Consider the following 16932-nt stretch of genomic DNA (forward strand, 5'->3'; position numbering starts at 1 on the left):
CCAAACGCGCTGGCCTCAGAAGTCCGGGGGAATTGATCTGATCTCTCGCAGATAATGTGCGATTGGCGCCAGTTCGACGACGCCAGGCATGCTTTGGACGATGTCCTCCGGTTGGCACCACGGATAGGGGAGCGATGTGATCCAATCCATGACCGCTCCCAAATGATCCGCCGAAATGATCTCCATCCGATCGATGCTAATGACTAGCCTTTGGACAAGACCTTGGATGTCGGAAAAGTACCAATCGTAGCGGCCGCAGCCAATTCGGATGTCTCCGTTATTCTTCGCCGACATGCCGACGAGCCAATGGCATGGAAAATGGCGTCGATTGGCGTCTGTGGGGCGAGCCAGGCAGAAAGTATAGACATTTTCGAAGTCGTTCGCGAAACGCCGGCAGAGAATCTGTTCGATCTCAGGCAGGCCCTTGGCTGAACTTGGAAAGGAGATGGCGTCGGTCTTGACCACCATCTCCAGCGCAATATCCTCGGCGAAGGCGTGGCGCATCAGGAACGGCCGGTTCCCGTCTTTCGCATGGAAGTACGCACTGACGCCTTCGAACGGACTTGGCATGGCGTAACCTCCGCAATAGACCCGCATCACCCTATCCTATTTTGCTGTTACGGTGGGCGACGGAGGCGCGGTCGTGGTCGTGATAACAATCCCGTCGCCCATTCAATCCGAAGCGGACTTTTTGGAGGCTGGACTTTAGCGTCTGGCTTTCCATTTCCCTTCGATCGAAACCCATCGAAACGTGCCTCGGCCATTGAAGATTGCGACCTACAACGTCAACGGCGTGAACGGACGCCTCGAGATCCTTCTTCGCTGGCTGAAGGAGGACAAGCCCGACGTCGTATGCCTGCAGGAACTGAAGACGGAAGACGCCCGGTTTCCACGCGGTGCGCTCGAGCGGGCCGGCTACGGCGCAATCTGGCACGGACAAAAGAGCTGGAACGGCGTCGCGGTCCTATCCAGGGGCTCGACGCCGATACTGACGCGGCGCGGTCTTCGGAGCGATCCTGATGACACGCACAGCCGCTACATTGAGGCAGCCATCGACGGCATCCTTGTCGGGTGCCTCTATCTTCCGAATGGAAATCCGGCCCCTGGCCCGAAGTTCGATTACAAGCTCCGTTGGTTCCGACGGCTGCACGAATATGCAGCCGAATTGCGCGACCTCGAAATTCCGGCCGTTTTGGCTGGTGACTTCAACGTCATGCCGACGGAAATCGACGTCTACAAGCCGGAGCGCTGGCTGGATGACGCCTTGTTCCGGCCGGAGGTTCGCAAGGCCTATGCCGATCTGGTCGCACAAGGCTGGACCGACGCCGTAAGGCACCTGCATCCGAACGAGCGCATCTATACCTTCTGGAAGTACTGGCGAAACTCCTTCGAACGCGACGCTGGTCTCCGGATCGACCATTTCCTGCTCAGCCCGATGATCGCCCCATGGCTCAAGTCTGCGAGCGTGCGCAGGAAGCCCAGGAGCTGGGAACATACGAGCGACCATGCGCCAGTGATGATCGAGCTTGAGGTTCCCAAGCGCGAAGACGACGCGTGAACACGAGCGATGAAACTGGAAGGAACGCAAGATGGATGCCGACCTCGATACGATGTCGCGGAACGAATTGATCACGGAGGCGAAGCGCCTCCGCGACGCGATCAGAAAACACCGCGACGCCACAGGTCACGACCTCTGTTGGCATCATCCTCAGCTCTGGGAAATGCTGCCGGAAAAGCTCAATCCCGACATCGCGGTGCCTCCCTGGCCGAAGTTCCTCCGAGGTTGCGTCCGCTATCGTGAGAGTTTGGATCGGCAGAAGCCCGACGCACCGGTCCTGGACGAAGAGTTCAAAACCTGATTCGCGCCAACTTCACCGACGGTGAAACTCGGGCGGAAGCGGAGAGCACTGGCGTGCACCTTTCATCCACTCAGGTGGTTGCAGTGGCTGGCGTGTTCATCCACTCGCTCGTCCAGAGCTGCCGCAACCGGTCGCCTTCGCCTCGGAAATAGGCGTCTGCCGCTTCGCAATGCTCCACACGATCGCTGCGAAAATTGCGGATTGCCTGACGCAGCTCACACCAGGCGACAATGTTGGCGGTCTGCGAGTAATAGATGAGGGCGATCGGCTGGATCCTGCGCTCCGTCGTGCGGCCGAGTTCGTCGCGGTAGTAAAGTTGCAGTTTCTGTTCGTCGCGGATGGCGCGACGAACCAGACCAAGATCGAGCCCGACAGGAGATTGGGCAACCGATCCCCAGGCGTAGAGCGCTTTTCGTTCCATCGCCTGGCGCAGCGGCGCAGGTACGGCGCCTGTTATCTTTTGGTTGACGCCCTTGGCCGCCTGCTTGAGTTCCTCGTCGCCGGTTCGATCGAGCAAAGCCAGCGACAAGACGATGGCCTCCATTTCCTCGACCGAGAACATCAGCGGCGGCAGGTCGAAGCCCGGCCGCATGATGTAGCCGATGCCCCGGCCGCCCTCGATCGGAACCCGCATCGCCTGCAAGGCGGCGATGTCGCGATAGATCGAGCGCACGGTCACCTCAAGCGTCTCCGCCATGGCCGCCGCCGTCATCGGTCTGGTCGCCAATCGCAGGATCTGGATGATCTCGAAAAGCCGTGAGGCCTTGCGCATTTTTCGCCTCCGTTGGTCCAGGCTCCTGACAATACACTGTCAGTTGGGCAGTCGTATAGCTTTCCCTATCGAATTGAAAATCAACACGGTCTTGGAAATCGACCCTTGAATTGGATAGCGGGTAACTGACATGACTTACAGCGAAAATCTCTGGCTCTACTTCACCCTTCTCTTCGGCATCATCATTGTTCCGGGGATGGACATGCTGTTCGTGCTGGCCAACTCCCTGAGCGGCGGCAGGCGCACGGGCATTGCTGCGACCGCCGGCATCGTGGCGGGCGGGGCGGTGCATTCGCTCTATGGCGCTATCGGTGTCGGTGTGCTCGCCGTCCTCCTGCCGACCCTGTTCAACCCGCTGCTCTTTGCCGGCGCCGCTTACATGGCCTGGATCGGCTTCACGCTGATTCGCAGTTCGATCACCGTGGAGACCGTCGGGGCGGGCGGTCTGGGCTCGGGCTGGCGGGCATTCCGCCAGGGCGCGGCGACCTGCCTGATGAATCCCAAGGCCTATCTCTTCATGATCGCCGTCTACCCGCAATTCCTGAAGCCGATCTATGGACCGATCTGGGCGCAGGGCCTGGTCATGGGCTTTATGACGATGGCGACCCAAGCGGCTGTCTATGGCACTCTAGCGCTGACAGCGGCGCGAAGCCGCACTTTGCTGGTGTCCAATCCCAAGGCGACGATCCTCGTCGGACGGGTCGCAGGCGCCCTTCTGATCGCCGTCTCAATACTGACGGCATGGCATGGCTGGCGCGTGTCCGTATGAGGAGGGCGCCGCCACCTGACGGTCCATCTTTCCTGATGTCTCACCCACTTGTTACTTTTTTGGTCTGAAAAATTTGCAATGATGCCGCCCGTCCAGCGAAGCCGGGGCTTTGAGGACCTTTGGTAATCAAACAGGAGTGCAGACATGAGACTGAAAGCTATAACCGCGGCAGTGCTCATCGCCGGTCTGGGGGTGATAGGCGTTGCGATTGCAGCGGAGGACGGCACGCACGAAGCACGTTCTGCGCTGATGAAGAAGGTCGGGGGCGCGGCAGGGGCAATGACAGCGATCGCCAAGGGCGAGAAGCCTTATGATGCGGAAGCGGTGAAGGCTGCCCTGATGACGATCTCGGAAACGGCAAAGGTTTTCCCGGATCAATTCAAGCCAGGCACCGAAACCGGGGATAAGGCAGCAAGTCCGAAGATCTGGGAAGATCACGAGGATTTCAAGGCTCGTGCGGCGAAGCTTTCAGCGGATGCCGACAAGGTTCTCGCCCAGCTTCCGACCGACGCAGCCGGAGTCGGCGGCGCTCTGAAGACGCTTGGCGGCAACTGCGGCGGCTGTCATGAGAAATTCCGCATAAAGACCGAATAGCGATCCAGGCATTTTGCTCGAACGATCCGTGCCAGCCTTGCCGCCGGTGCGGATCGTTTTATGTTTTCCGCAAAGCGGTTGGCAACAGGAGCGGTGAATGATCCGCAGGTTCGTCCGGTATTTGCTCTGTCTCGTCGGTGTATTCGTCATTGGCGGGGCGGTCTTCTATTTCATCACCGCGCCCAACGCGCTCCCCGAAAGCCACTGGGCCAACCTCGGCGACCCCGACCTGAAGAACGGCGAGATGGTCTTCTGGACGGGTGGCTGCGTCAGTTGCCACGCCGCGCCGGGATCGGAGGGCGATGCCAAGCTCACCTTGTCGGGCGGCCTGGCGTTGAAGAGCCCCTTTGGCACATTCCACGTGCCCAACATCTCGCCCGATGAGAAGGCGGGTATCGGGACATGGACGCTGGCGCAGTTCGGCAATGCGATGAAGCGTGGCGTCTCGCCGAACGGACAGCATCTCTATCCGGCCTTTCCCTACAATTCCTATGCCCGGATCAGCGACAAGGACATCAACGATCTCTTCGGCTATCTGAAGACGCTGCCGAAGAGCGGGAACGTCGCCCCGCCGCACGACTTGCCTTTCCCTTATAACATCCGGCTGGCATTGGGCGGCTGGAAGTTCCTCTATTTCAACGACGAGCCGCGCGTCGTGCTCGCGGCCAATGTCGACGACAAGGTCAAGCGCGGCCAGTATCTGGTCGAAGGCGCCGGCCACTGCGGCGAATGCCACACGCCGCGCGATCGGCTTGGCGGCTTCGTGGCAAACACCTGGCTGTCGGGAGCACCGAATCCGGAAGGCCGGGGCCGCATCCCTAACATTACGCCAGGCTCGAAGACCGTCGGCTCATGGAGCCAGGACGATATCGCCAACTATCTGGAAACCGGCTTCACGCCCGACTTCGATACGGCAGGGGGCTCGATGGCGGAGGTGCAGCGCAACCTCGCTCGTCTGCCGAAGCCGGAGCTCGAGGCGATCGCAGCTTACCTGAAGGCGGTTCCGAGCCATTAATATTAGCGATATCTCAAAAATGCCGCATTGCAGCACTCCACTCGGCTGCACGCACTGGAATGCCCTGTGGCGAACCCCGGTTCGCTTTCCGAACGACGCCCAAGAACGTCTTCCGAAAGGACAGCCGCATGCATGTTACGTCGGTCAACTCTGCGGATGATCTCGAAACTGTTGCCCGCAAGGGCGGCAAATTGCGGCGCATTGTCGCCCGGTTGCCGACCTACATGGCCGACATCCGCGAAAATCCTGCCTGGCTGCCGATGTTCCTGCTGGCGCGCACCGTCCCGGCGCGCAAGGTGCATTGGCTGACCGCGCGGCGCAGCAATGGTGCGATCGAGAATCTGCCGACGCTCTTCAAGGGCGTGAATCATGCAGATGCCGTCGCGGCGCTGCGGCGCGACGGGATATTTCCGAACCTGAGCCTACCCGAGGCGATCACCCGTGAAATCGCCAGCTTTGCAGATGCGACCCCATGCTTTGGAAATTTCGATCGCAAGATCGAGTTCCTGGCGTCCGATCGCCGAGCCGTGGAGCAGCAATGGGGGCGGCCGATCCTGAGCGGCCACCATTTCGAGCGAGCGCTTGATTGCCCAGCCGTTCGTGCTGTCCAGCGCGATCCGGTTCTGTCGGAGATTGCGCGCTGCTATCTCGGTGCGCAGGCCCGGCTGATCACCACCCGCACCTGGTGGAGTTTTCCGACGAGAGCAAGCGAAGCCGACCGCAGCCTGGCATCGCTCGACAAGTATCACTTCGATCTCGATGACTGGCGGATGCTGAAGTTCTTTTTCTATCTCGTCGATGTCGACGAGGGCACCGGTCCGCATGTCTATGTCAGGGGCAGCCACAACAAGCGGCGCCTCAAGCACCAGTTGACCCTTCTGGTCGGCCACCCCGCGCACGAGATCCTCGAATTCTACGGCAAGGAGAGCGTGATGACGCTGACCGGCGCGGCCGGCTTCGGCTTCGCCGAGGATCCCTTCGGTTTTCATATGGGCACGGTTGCCAAGACGAAGCCGCGTCTGATGATGGAGGTGGGCTTCGGTGTTTCAAAGCCCTCACGCCGCCGCTTCCACGGTGAGCCGGTCCTTCGATAAGACAAGCGGCGCGTCGGCCTAGGCCGCCTTCGGCTGGTGCTCGGCGCCGAACATCAGGACATATTGGTCGAGGTCGTCGCCTGCGTGCCCGAGGGCGCGGTAGATTTCAGCAGCAAAGGTCATCGGTGCCGATCCCGGCGCCGTCACCAGCTTTCCGGCGCGCACTGCCTGCGGGCTGTCCTTGTAGTGCGCCTGGCCGGCATAGCCCGGCGCGCTGGCGATGAAGTCGGCGGCGTTGCTGGTATGGTCGGTCGCATTCAATGCTCCGGCGCGCGCAAGCGCCAGAGTCGCGCCGCAGATTCCCGCCACGAGCTTGCCATGCGTAGTGAAGTCGTCGATCACAGGCTTCAGATCGGGTGCCTTTTCCGTTTCCCAGATCGTGCCCCCACACAGCACCAGCCCGTCGAAGGCATTGGCATGCAGGTTTTCCGCGACGGTGTCGGACGCAACGCGCATGCCGCCCATCGAGCGCACCTCAGCGCCGTCGGGCGTTGCGATCACCACGTCGAAGCCGAAATAGGAGCGCGCGGAGGCCGTCAGTTGGGCGACCTCCCAGTCGGCGAATCCATCGGTGAGGACGATTGCAAGTCGGGTCATCCGTTTCTCCTTGCAGGCTGTCCGGGGCGGTCAATGCCGCTCATGCCAAAGCTTGCATATAGCGCATGCCGGTGACCGGGCGAGGCACGAAGTCCATATTCTCGTAGAAGCGATGGGCCTGTACATTGCCGGTGGCGGCGCTGACTGAGAGGTAGCCGCAGCCTGCACTGCGGGCCGTGTCGCGGGCGCGGTTGACGAGATGCTGACCGACGCCATGGCCGCGATGGCCGTCCCGCACGAAGAGATGATGCAGATCCATGCCGCGAGCACCGTCCTGCGCCCTGTAGAGCGGCACAAGAATGGCGTAGCCGATCAGGCCTTCATCGCTTTCGGCAACCAGGGCGCTGATCCATGGCACCGGACCGAACAGGTCACGCTCGAGCTGCTCCGGGCTCGAGGCGGCCGGATCGCCGTGGTGCTTGGCGAGCAGGCCGATCATTTCGTTGAGTTCGGGCAGGTCACGCGGCTTGGCGGCGCGGATATTGATCACCGGCGGGCGGATCAATGAGATTTCGGTGTCTTCGATTTCAAGCATGGTCTTCGCGTCCTTGTGTGGTGTTCTGCCGTCAGGACGCTGCCGATACAACAAAGCCGCCTGACGGCGGCTTGTTGACAATATGATCTGTCCGGCCGCCCCTTACAGGTACAGCCAAAAATACGAGCTGGTGATGTGCGCGCTCTTGATCATGTGTTGATAGATCATCCAGAACGCGGTGTTTGTCAATGGGTTTTGTGAGCTCGCGCTTGGAAGCGAACAGCGTCGCCTGACGCAGCCGTCCGATCGCTCGGTCACCGACATCGAGAGCCAGATCGGCAAGTGTCATGCCGATCTGTACGCCGCCGCTGATCGCTCTTGGCGCCGAAATCGCGAGGCCGTTGATGTCGCTTTTCATCTCAGGGATATTTGTATATAGGGTACCCCCCTATGCTAAATGGATAAGCTTATGTCCCACACCACGCACCAGAAGAAGAAGCTGCTGGCTCGCGTCAGCCGTCTGAAAGGCCAACTGGAAGCCGTCGAGCGCGCGCTGGAGGCGGAGCGACCCTGCGGAGAGATCTTGCAGCTGCTTGCCTCGATCCGCGGCGCCCTGAACGGCCTGACCGGTGAAGTGCTGGACGACCACCTTCACGAGCATGTCCTGCATGCCGCCGATGAGAAGGCCCGGATGGAGGCCGTCGAGGAAATATCCGAAGTTCTGCGAACCTACATTCGCTGAGACAACCGACATGAGGAGCGTGCGATGGCCGCACAGACCCAAACACTTGAGCACGACCACGTTTTCCTGGGTGCCGACCACGACCGCAACGCCCGGCGCGTTTGGTTCGTCATTGCGCTCACCGCCGTCATGATGGTGGTCGAGATCGGCGCCGGAACCTACTACGGCTCCATGGCGCTGGTCGCCGATGGCTGGCACATGTGGACCCACGCGAGTGCGCTGCTGATCTCGGCGGTTGCCTATCTCTATGCCCGCCGTCAGGCGCACAATCCGCGCTTCACCTTCGGCACCGGCAAGCTCGGCGATCTCGCGGGCTTTGCCAGCGCCATCATTCTGATGCTGATTGCGCTCCTGATGGCCTGGGAGAGCTTCCTGCGCATCACCCATCCCGTGCAGATCAGTTTCGCCCAGGCGATCGGCGTCGCTGTCGTCGGTCTGCTGGTCAATCTGGCGAGCGCCTGGCTCCTGAAGGACGACCATCATGGCCACAGCCATGGCCATTCCCACCATCACGAGCATCACCATCACGGCGATCATGCCCACCATGGCGACCATGCACATTCCGCACATGCCTCGGACAACAACATGCGCGCCGCCTACGTCCATGTCATCGCGGATGCGCTGACCTCGGTACTTGCCATCGCCGCACTGCTGTTCGGCAGCCTCTACGGTTGGCTCTGGCTTGATCCGCTGATGGGCATCGTCGGGGGCCTTATCATCGCCCAGTGGTCGTGGGGCCTGATGCGGTCGTCCGGCCGCGTGCTGCTCGATGTCGTGCCGCAGGAGGCAGATCTACAGGACGAGATCCGTTCGGCGCTGGAAACGGGCGGCGAGCGGATCACCGATCTCCATGTCTGGCAGGTCGGTCCCGGCCACCACGCCGCGATCGTCGCTCTGGTGACCCCACAGGCGGAAAGTCCTGCCTTCTACAAGGCAAAGCTCGGACCCGTTGCCGGCCTCTCGCATGTCACCGTCGAGGTCACGCAGTCCGCAGCCGCTTGACGCGACTCATCGGGGCCACAATCAGTCTCTAGCCAAGTGTTCGTTGATTTGAGGCAGAGGAATTTTCATGCGTGGCTTTTCGATCCGTCGCCGGACCCTTCTCGGTTCGGCATTGCTTTCACCTGCCTTGCTCCTGCCGCGCGTTGCGTGGTCGGAAGACAGCGACGATGAAATCAACCGGCGGATGGACGCGCTCGAAAAGGCGATCGGCGGTCGCATCGGCGTGTCGGCGATCGACACGGAGACCAACATCTCCTTCGGTTACCGCGAGACCGAGCGCTTCCCCCTCTGCAGCACCTTCAAGGTCCTGGCTGCGGGGTTGGTGCTGGCGCGTGTCGACAAGGGACAGGAAAATCTCGAGCGGCGCGTCGTCTACGAGCAGGACGAGCTCGTCACCTATTCGCCGGAAACGGAAAAGCACGTCGGCGGCGAGGGCATGAGCATCGGCGAACTCTGCGAGGCGGCGATCACACTGAGCGATAACACGGCAGGCAACCTGCTGCTGGAGAGCTTCGGCGGACCGGCCGAGTTGACCAAATGGCTGCGCACGCTCGGCGATCGATCGACGCGGCTCGACCGCTGGGAAACGGCGCTCAACGAAGCCAAGGACGGCGACCCGCAGGATACGACCACGCCGGACGCGATGGTCGACACACTCGGTAACCTGACGCTGGGCTCGGCCCTGTCGGAACCTTCGCGTGACAAGCTGGTGGCGTGGATGGTGGCGAACACGACAGGCGGCGCGCGGCTGCGCGCCGGCCTGCCGGACACGTGGAAGATCGGCGACAAGACGGGCACCGGAAACAACGGCAGCGCTGCCGATATCGCCGTCGTCTGGCCGCCCGGTCACGGTGCGATCCTGGTCGCGGCTTACCTGACGCAGGCCAAGGCGCCGGTCTCCGAGATCAACCCTGTCTTCGCCGAGGTCGGAAAGATCGTGGCCGATATGGTCGGATAGCGCTTTCCTCTCAAAGAAATGCTACGGAAACGTGAATCTCCGTCGCATCGATCTGAGTCAGTTTGTGAAGGTTTCATCGCCGAACTGAAGCGTTGTGCCAGGCAGGTTTCGTGAAATGTGGCGCCACTGGTCCTTTGGCAACTCAACATGACCGCTTTGCGCCGAAAGCAGCCGCCCTGTTGTCGCCTATCGCCATACTCACGCGATCGTTGCGAGCAGATCCTCCACCGAGGCAACGCGGACGAAGGACTGCGCCGCCGCGGCAAGATCAGGGTCCAGAGTAACCAATGCGTCCGCCTGGAGCTGCGCGACGGCGATGTATTCGGCACAATAGGTATTCGTCCATTCGAGTTTGCTGGCGATGTTCCACGCGTACCGCTGCAACACGCGGTCGCCGAGCAGTCGAATTCTCAGGCCGCGAAGATAGTCCAGCTGATCGTCAGCTTCCCTCTTGTCCAGATCGCCATTACGAACCGCCGAGTAGAGGCGGGCCAATACCTGGGATCGCAAGAGCGTCGGGGCAACCAAGGCGTGGCTGTCAGGGACCTCTGCGGCGTTCTTCGCGAGCAGGAGCGCAGCGTCTGCCGCGATCGCAAACTGCTTCTTCATCACGATCTTCCCTCCCTGGACATTGATGCGGATCCAGCTTGTGCGGTTAGATCATCCTCCCTCCAGTGCCGACAGCAAAAAATGCCCCAATCCGTCATCGAGCCCGCTCTGCCGCCTTCCGGTCGTCAGAAACGGTCCGCCGGATCGACCGGCTGGCAAAGCGCGACTACGCCAGCTCCGCATCTAGGCACCGATGATCGTGTCGGTGCTCGGCTGGTCCTTGCTGTCGCCGTCGCCGGTCAGCTGCCGCTTCAGCTCGTCGGCAATCTGCTTTTCGATGGCCTCGCGCTGTTCTGGCGGCATCGCCTTGAGATCGTCCTCGGTCAGGCCGAGCCGCTGAAGGACCTGGTCGCGGATCCGCTCCGCCGGAGTCTGTTCGGCGAGATCGGTAAACTCGGAGACAACAGCGTCATGGCGTGCTTTCGCGGGATCTTCGGTGCCGTCCATGGTCAAGGTGCCGCTGCTCTGCAGCGCCCACATCGTGCTGGAGATCGACGTCGGCGTGCTGCTTGGCTGCAGTGCCGCGCCGCTCTGGCGAACGCTGAGTTCGATATCACCCGTCTGTTGCTTGTTGCGTTGGCCGGATTGGCTGAAGAGGTTGCTCAGTCCATAGGTGCTGGAAATGCTGCTGCCGATCTTCATGAAAATTCTCCTTTGAGCAATGCGCGGAGAATGGCGCGGCAGTCCTGCCCGGAGCTTGTGTCGGCGGGCTCGGATGGCCGGGACAAGTGGCGGCCATCCAATGGGTCTCGAGGCGTCAGGGCAGGGCGTAGCCGATCACATAGTCACCGGCCTTGGTGCCGACCGAGCCATGTCCGCCGGCGACGATGACGACGAACTGCTTGTTGTCGCTGGTCGTATAGGTCATCGGCGTCGCCTGGCCGCCGGCCGGCAGACGGGCCTGCCATAGTTGTTGCCCGTTGGTGACATCGTAGGCTCGCAGGTAGTTGTCGACGGCAGCCCCGAGGAAGGCGACCCCGCCCTTGGTTAGCATCGGGCCACCGATGCCGGGTACGCCGACCTTGAACGGCAGCGGCAGCGGCGTCATGTCGTGCACGGTGCCGTTCTTCAGCTTGTAGGCGATCTTGCCGGTGAGGAGATCGACGCCGGCGACGTAGCCCCATGGCGGCGCCTGGCAGGGGACCTTGAGCGGTCCGAGGAACGGTCCCATGAATACCCCGTAGGGTGCGCCGTCGTTGCGGTTGAGGCCCTGTTCGCTCCCTTTCTCATCCTGCCCCTTCGGCGGGATGTCGGAGGCGGGAACCAGCCGCGAGGTGAAGGCAAGATAGGTCGGCATGCCGAACATGATCTGCCGCTCCGGGTCGACAGCAACGCTGCCCCAATTGAAGGTGCCGAAATTGCCGGGGTAGATGATCGAGCCCACGAGCGAAGGCGGCGTATATCGCCCTTCATATTTGAATCGGTGGAAATCGATGCGGCAGGCGAGCTGGTCGAGCAGAGTCACCCCCCACATGTCGTTCTCCTGCAGCGGCGGCGGCGAGAAGGTGAGGTCGGAGATCGGCTGCATCGGCGACGTATGATCCTCAGGGATGGCACCTGATGGCGCGGGGATTTCCTTGAAGGGAATGATCGGCTCACCGGTACGACGGTCAAGCACGTAGATGTCGCCCTGCTTGGTCGGGCCTACCAGCGCCGGCACGACGGTCCCATCGGGCTTCCTCATGTCGAAGAGCACCGGCTGGGCCGGCACGTCCATGTCCCAGAGATCGTGATGGACGAACTGTTGAACCCATTTCAGCTGCCCGGTGTTGATGTCGAGCGCGACGATCGAGGAGGAGAATTTCTCGACGTTCTCGCTTCTGTTCATACCGAGCTGGTCCGGCACCTGGTTGCCGAGCGGGATGTAGACCATGCCGAGCCCGTCATCGACGCTGAAGACCGACCAGCTGTTCGGAGAGTTGGTCGTATAGGTCCGGCCTTGGGGCAGGGGGGTTGTCACATCGGGATTGCCGGAGTCCCAGTTCCAGATCAGAGCACCTGAATTGATGTCGAATGCGCGGATGACGCCGGACTGCTCGTGCGTCGAATAGTTGTCGTTGACGGCCCCGCCGATGATCAGCTTGCCGGCGACCGCGACCGGCGGCGAGGTCGAATAGTAGTAGCCGGCCGGATTGTACTTCATGCCCTGCTCAAGATGCAGCACACCCTGATCCGCAAAGCTCGTGCAGACCTTTCCGTCGAGCGCATCGAGAGCGATCAGCCGCGCATCCGAGGTCGGCAGGTAGACCCGATCGACGCAGGGCTGGCCGGCGGCCGTCGCCGTATCGTGGTAATAGGTGACGCCGCGGCAGGTCTGGTGCTGCCTGTCAGGGTTCATGCCGGAATTGGCGTCGTATTTCCATTTTTCCTTGCCGGTCGTCGCGTCGAGCGCGATCGCCCAGTTATGCGGCGTGCAGAGGTAGAGCGTGTCGCCCACTTTGAGAGGTGTCACCTGGTAGGTCGTTTCGCCGACATCATCGGGTCGCATCACGTCACCGGTCTGATAACGCCAGACCTCCTTGAGATCCTTGACGTTGCTAACATTGATCTGGTCGAGCGGCGAGTAGCGCTGGCCGAATGGGGTGCGGCCATACTGGTGCCATTCGCCGTCCTGAACGGTGCCGCCGAATGTCGTCGTGCCGGAAGCCTCGGTCGGCAGGTTGCCGTGCAGGTCATGCGGGTCCGTCGTCATCGAGAAGCTCGCAACGGCGATGGCGATCAGCACCGGAATGGTAAGTGGCCAGTGGCTGGCCCCGTAGGACGTCCCGGTCGGACTCTGGAAGCCGAGGGGCCGACGGATCCAGGGCGTCAGCAGCCACGGTCCGAGCAGGATGATCAGACCGCCGCGCGGACCGAGTTGCCACCAATCGAAACCGACCTCCCAGATCGCCCAGACAAGCGCAACGATGATCAGAGCCGCGTGGACCCACAGGGCGGCTGCACGACGCAGCAGAAGCAGGACGGCGGTGATGAGAAACATCGCACCGGCGAAGAGGTAAAAGAAGCTGCCGCCAAGGATGATGAGCCAAAGCCCGCCGCCGACCAGGGCAAGGCCGAGGAGCATGAAAAGAACGGAGGTAATGACGATTACTACCATTACGGGGAACTCCCGCTGAGGTTAGCCGGGTGCGGTCAGGCGCGAAAAATGCCTTCTAATCAGCGAGATAGAGCGGTCGCAATGGGCGTCAACTGCGACCATAGGTGTCAGAGGGGATAGGTTTGCATCCGATCACGTGCCGCAGAAGGTCTGCAGCACACGTTCTTCCGGCTTCGGCGGCTCCATGTAGGCCGCAAAGTCCGGTTGGTCGTCATACGGCTTGGCGAGAACGGCAAGCAACGCCTCGAACAGCGAAAAGTCGGCATCCTCGACGGCGGCGTTGATCGCCTGCTCGATGCGGTGGTTGCGCGGAATGAAGGCGGGATTGACAGAGCGCATGGCCGCCCTGCGCTCGGCCTCGGTCCGGCCCTCGTCACGGGTCAGGCGGTCGCGCCAGCGGGCAAGCCATTCGCGCGCCCCATCCGGTTCCCGGAAAGCCGAGAGGAACAGTGCCTCGCCGTCTCCTGGACCGACGGCGTCGGAAAGGCGGCGGAAGGCGAGGGTAAGGTCGGCCTGGCTTGCCTGCATCGCGGCAAGCAGCGATTGAATAAGGTCCAGATCGCCGTCTTCGACGGTCGATAGGCCGATCTTCTCGCGCATGCCGCGCAGCCAGTGGATCTGGAAGCGTTCGCCATATTGCTGGATCACGCTGTTGGCGAGCTCGACGGCCTTTTCCGCATCCGCATCAAAGAGCGGCAACAGGGTTTCGCCAAGCCGTGCCAGGTTCCATTGGCCGATGCCGGGCTGATTGGCATAGGCATAGCGGCCGCCCTGGTCGATCGAGGAAAAGACCGTGCCGGGATGGTATTCGTCCATGAAGGCGCAGGGGCCGAAATCGATCGTCTCGCCCGAAATGGTCATGTTGTCGGTATTCATGACGCCGTGGATGAAGCCGATATGCAGCCACCTGGCGATCAAGGCCGCCTGCCGCTCGCAGACGGTCTCGTAGAGCGCGAGGTAGGGATTGTCCCTGTCCTTGAGTTCCGGATAGTGCCGGTCGATCACATAATCGGCCAGCGCCCGAACGCCGTCGGTATCGCCCCGCGCGGTGAAGAACTGGAACGTGCCGACGCGAATGTGGCTTGCGGCAACACGGGTAAACACTGCACCTGGCAGAATGTTCTCGCGATAAACGGGCTGCCCGGTCGAAACGGCGGCCAGCGCGCGGGTTGCCGGGACGCCGAGCGCATACATCGCTTCGCTGACGATATATTCCCGAAGCACCGGGCCGAGCGCGGCACGGCCATCGCCGCGGCGGGAATAGGCGGTCTGGCCCGCACCCTTCAGCTGGATGTCCCAGCGCTGGCCGTTTCGGTCGATCACCTCGCCAAGCAGGATCGCCCGCCCGTCGCCGAGCAATGGCACGAAGGAGCCGAACTGGTGCCCCGCATAGGCCATCGCCAGCGGATCGGCGCCTTCAGGCACGAGGTTGCCCGAAAAGATCGCCGCGCCGTCGCGCTTCAGCGCCTCGACATCGAGGCCGAGTTCTTCCGCAAGCGGTTCGTTCAGCTTGATCAGCCACGGCTCGGCGGCCTGCGAGGGCGCCTGGCGCGTAAAGAATTGCTGTGGCAACCGCGCATAGCTGTTGTCGAAGGCGAAGGGCCGCGAAGGGGATGCATTCTGAGCAAGGGTCATATGCTTTAGGTAGGGCTCCGGCGCGCATGACGCAAGCCGGGAGCCCTTGCTCCGAGCTTGCGGCTGGTCGTGTGGCGCTTCCGTAGCCCAGCCATTCCCGGATGGCACGGCTGCCTTTCCATATAAGCATAACGACGCCACATTTGCGGGCGTATACAAGGATCTTTAATCCCCTTTTGGCATCACGCCATACCATACCGCGGCCATCGCTTCCGCGCCGGCCACGCCATTGCGAGTGATCCCTGACGATGTCGGATCAGATCTATCAGGCGGCTGCCGTCGGGCGCGCCAAGCCTAATTTCCGCGTGATAGCGATGATCGTGGCGAGCGCCATGTTTATGGAGCAGCTCGACGCCACCGTTCTGGCGACGGCGCTGCCGACCATGGCACGCGATTTCGGCGTCAGCGCCCCGTCGATGAGCATCGCGCTGACTTCCTACCTTCTCAGCCTGGCGATTTTCATTCCGGCAAGCGGCCTGATTGCCGATCGCTTCGGCTCGCGCACCGTTTTCCGCTCGGCGATCGCCGTCTTCGTGACAGGCTCCATCTTCTGCGCGCTGTCGCCCAATCTCCTCTGTCTCGTGCTGGCGCGACTGCTGCAGGGCCTTGGCGGCGCGATGATGCTGCCGGTCGGGCGCCTCGTGCTGCTCCGCAGCGTCTCCCGCAAGGACATGGTCAACGCCATGTCGTGGCTGCTGGTGCCGGCGCTGATCGGCCCGATCCTCGGCCCTCCGGTTGGCGGCCTGATCGTCACCTATCTCGACTGGCGCTGGATCTTCTACATCAACGTGCCGATCGGCATCATCGGCTTCACCCTGGTCTCGATCTTCATCGAGGACTTCAAGGGCGAGGCGAAGCGCCCGTTCGATACGGTTGGTTTCATTCTCTCCGGTATTGCGCTCGGCTCGCTGTTGTTCGGTTTTGAAAGCTCGAGCCGTCCGGGCGAGGGTGCGTTCTCGCTGTTCCTCATCGCGGTCGGTCTGCTCTTCGGCGTAGCCTATCTCAAGCATGCCCGCCGCCACCCGGCGCCGATCATGGACTTTTCGCTGATGAAGGTGTCGAGCTTCGGCACGTCGGTCATTGCCGGTTCGCTGACCCGTATCACGCAGGGCGCGCAGCCCTTCCTGCTGCCGCTCTATTTCCAGCTCGGTTTCGGACTGTCGGCGGCCAAGGCCGGCCAGCTCGTCACCGCAGCGGCCCTCGGCTCGATGGCGATGAAGGCCGTCGCACCCAGCGTACTGCGCCGTTTCGGCTTCCGCAGCAGCCTGGTCGCGAACGGCATCATTGCCACCTGCGGCTATGCCCTCTGCGCCGCCTTCCGGCCCGACTGGCCGCTGGGGCTGATCTTTGCGATCCTCGTCATGTGCGGCTTCTTCATGTCGTTCCAGTTCACGGCCTACAACACGGTGGCCTACGATGAGATCGACCGCGATCGCATGAGCTCGGCCACCAGCTTCTACACGACGTTCCAGCAGCTGATGCTGTCGCTCGGCATCTGCGTCGGCGCGCTGGCGCTCCACACGTCGATGACGGTCAACGGCAGCGAGACGCCGGAGCTCCACGATTTCTCCGCCGCCTTCCTTTTCGTCACCGCGATCTCGATCACGGCGACCTTCTGGAACCTGCGCTTTTCGCGCAGCGCCGGCGCCGACATCAGCGGTCATAACGCCGGCAAGGCTGCGCACACCGCAGAACACTGACCGCGACGCGGCAG

19 protein-coding genes are annotated in these 16932 nt (G+C 62.0%); 10 read left to right on the top strand and 9 right to left on the bottom strand.

The window, feature by feature from the left end; all coding sequences use genetic code 11:
* Nucleotides 1–15: 15 nt before the first annotated feature.
* Nucleotides 16–570 (bottom strand): hypothetical protein, encoded by a 555-nt coding sequence (locus IB248_RS15400; RefSeq protein WP_192241175.1) that lies wholly within the window; start codon nt 568–570, stop codon nt 16–18.
* A gap of 193 nt (nt 571–763) precedes the next feature.
* On the opposite strand from IB248_RS15400, the gene xth reads away from it, so the two are divergent.
* Nucleotides 764–1558: an exodeoxyribonuclease III gene (xth, locus tag IB248_RS15405; protein WP_018859483.1), complete on the top strand. Its 795-nt coding sequence runs from the start codon at nt 764–766 to the stop codon at nt 1556–1558.
* A 31-nt stretch (nt 1559–1589) separates the two neighbouring features.
* Nucleotides 1590–1859, top strand: coding sequence for a hypothetical protein (locus IB248_RS15410; protein ID WP_113471774.1), 270 nt, complete (start codon nt 1590–1592; stop codon nt 1857–1859).
* Between the two features lie 70 nt (nt 1860–1929).
* Here the strand turns inward: IB248_RS15410 and IB248_RS15415 are convergent, their stop codons facing one another.
* Nucleotides 1930–2631, bottom strand: coding sequence for a YafY family protein (locus tag IB248_RS15415; protein WP_018859481.1), 702 nt, complete (start codon nt 2629–2631; stop codon nt 1930–1932).
* 130 nt (nt 2632–2761) lie between these two features.
* Between IB248_RS15415 and IB248_RS15420 the strand changes: the two genes are divergently transcribed.
* The 4 genes from IB248_RS15420 to IB248_RS15435 all read left to right on the top strand — a co-directional run bounded on the left by IB248_RS15420 (nt 2762) and on the right by IB248_RS15435 (nt 6103).
* Nucleotides 2762–3400: a LysE family translocator gene (locus IB248_RS15420; protein ID WP_018859480.1), complete on the top strand. Its 639-nt coding sequence runs from the start codon at nt 2762–2764 to the stop codon at nt 3398–3400.
* A 144-nt stretch (nt 3401–3544) separates the two neighbouring features.
* The gene (locus IB248_RS15425; RefSeq protein ID WP_018116350.1) at nt 3545–3994 is read left to right on the top strand and encodes a cytochrome c; all 450 of its coding nucleotides are present in this window, start codon (nt 3545–3547) and stop codon (nt 3992–3994) included.
* A gap of 97 nt (nt 3995–4091) precedes the next feature.
* Nucleotides 4092–5009 (top strand): cytochrome c, encoded by a 918-nt coding sequence (locus tag IB248_RS15430; protein WP_113471772.1) that lies wholly within the window; start codon nt 4092–4094, stop codon nt 5007–5009.
* Nucleotides 5010–5137: 128 nt separating this feature from the next.
* The gene (locus IB248_RS15435) at nt 5138–6103 is read left to right on the top strand and encodes a hypothetical protein (RefSeq protein ID WP_192241176.1); all 966 of its coding nucleotides are present in this window, start codon (nt 5138–5140) and stop codon (nt 6101–6103) included.
* Nucleotides 6104–6121: 18 nt separating this feature from the next.
* Here IB248_RS15435 and IB248_RS15440 read toward each other — a convergent pair whose 3' ends face one another.
* From IB248_RS15440 to IB248_RS15450, 3 genes are read right to left on the bottom strand one after another with little or no spacing between them, the layout of a single operon-like run.
* Nucleotides 6122–6700: a type 1 glutamine amidotransferase family protein gene (locus IB248_RS15440; protein WP_018859477.1), complete on the bottom strand. Its 579-nt coding sequence runs from the start codon at nt 6698–6700 to the stop codon at nt 6122–6124.
* Nucleotides 6701–6740: 40 nt separating this feature from the next.
* Entirely contained in the window at nt 6741–7235 is a 495-nt protein-coding gene (locus tag IB248_RS15445) for a GNAT family N-acetyltransferase (RefSeq protein ID WP_018116573.1), read from the bottom strand.
* 31 nt (nt 7236–7266) lie between these two features.
* Nucleotides 7267–7593, bottom strand: a complete 327-nt coding sequence (locus IB248_RS15450; protein WP_113471771.1) for a hypothetical protein — start codon at nt 7591–7593, stop codon at nt 7267–7269.
* 51 nt (nt 7594–7644) lie between these two features.
* Between IB248_RS15450 and dmeR the strand changes: the two genes are divergently transcribed.
* From dmeR to bla, 3 genes are all read left to right on the top strand, one after another.
* The gene (gene dmeR, locus IB248_RS15455) at nt 7645–7917 is read left to right on the top strand and encodes a Ni(II)/Co(II)-sensing transcriptional repressor DmeR (protein ID WP_018116571.1); all 273 of its coding nucleotides are present in this window, start codon (nt 7645–7647) and stop codon (nt 7915–7917) included.
* A 24-nt stretch (nt 7918–7941) separates the two neighbouring features.
* Complete coding sequence (dmeF, locus tag IB248_RS15460) at nt 7942–8919, top strand: CDF family Co(II)/Ni(II) efflux transporter DmeF (RefSeq protein WP_192241177.1); 978 nt, start codon at nt 7942–7944, stop codon at nt 8917–8919.
* Nucleotides 8920–8986: 67 nt separating this feature from the next.
* Nucleotides 8987–9877: a class A beta-lactamase gene (gene bla, locus IB248_RS15465; protein ID WP_169682871.1), complete on the top strand. Its 891-nt coding sequence runs from the start codon at nt 8987–8989 to the stop codon at nt 9875–9877.
* A gap of 198 nt (nt 9878–10075) precedes the next feature.
* Here the strand turns inward: bla and IB248_RS15470 are convergent, their stop codons facing one another.
* The 4 genes from IB248_RS15470 to IB248_RS15485 form a co-directional block, all read right to left on the bottom strand.
* Complete coding sequence (locus IB248_RS15470; protein WP_192241178.1) at nt 10076–10486, bottom strand: hypothetical protein; 411 nt, start codon at nt 10484–10486, stop codon at nt 10076–10078.
* 183 nt (nt 10487–10669) lie between these two features.
* On the bottom strand, nt 10670–11128 hold the full coding sequence (locus IB248_RS15475; RefSeq protein WP_192241179.1) for a hypothetical protein: 459 nt from the start codon (nt 11126–11128) through the stop codon (nt 10670–10672).
* A 115-nt stretch (nt 11129–11243) separates the two neighbouring features.
* Complete coding sequence (locus tag IB248_RS15480) at nt 11244–13583, bottom strand: glucose/quinate/shikimate family membrane-bound PQQ-dependent dehydrogenase (RefSeq protein WP_192241180.1); 2340 nt, start codon at nt 13581–13583, stop codon at nt 11244–11246.
* A 132-nt stretch (nt 13584–13715) separates the two neighbouring features.
* Nucleotides 13716–15218 (bottom strand): protein adenylyltransferase SelO, encoded by a 1503-nt coding sequence (locus tag IB248_RS15485; protein WP_025661049.1) that lies wholly within the window; start codon nt 15216–15218, stop codon nt 13716–13718.
* A 248-nt stretch (nt 15219–15466) separates the two neighbouring features.
* Here IB248_RS15485 and IB248_RS15490 point away from each other — a divergent pair, with 248 nt between their 5' ends.
* The gene (locus tag IB248_RS15490) at nt 15467–16918 is read left to right on the top strand and encodes a DHA2 family efflux MFS transporter permease subunit (protein ID WP_169682862.1); all 1452 of its coding nucleotides are present in this window, start codon (nt 15467–15469) and stop codon (nt 16916–16918) included.
* Nucleotides 16919–16932: the final 14 nt, after the last annotated feature.

The organism is Rhizobium sp. RHZ01 (assembly GCF_014851595.1).
GTDB lineage: Bacteria > Pseudomonadota > Alphaproteobacteria > Rhizobiales > Rhizobiaceae > Rhizobium > Rhizobium altiplani.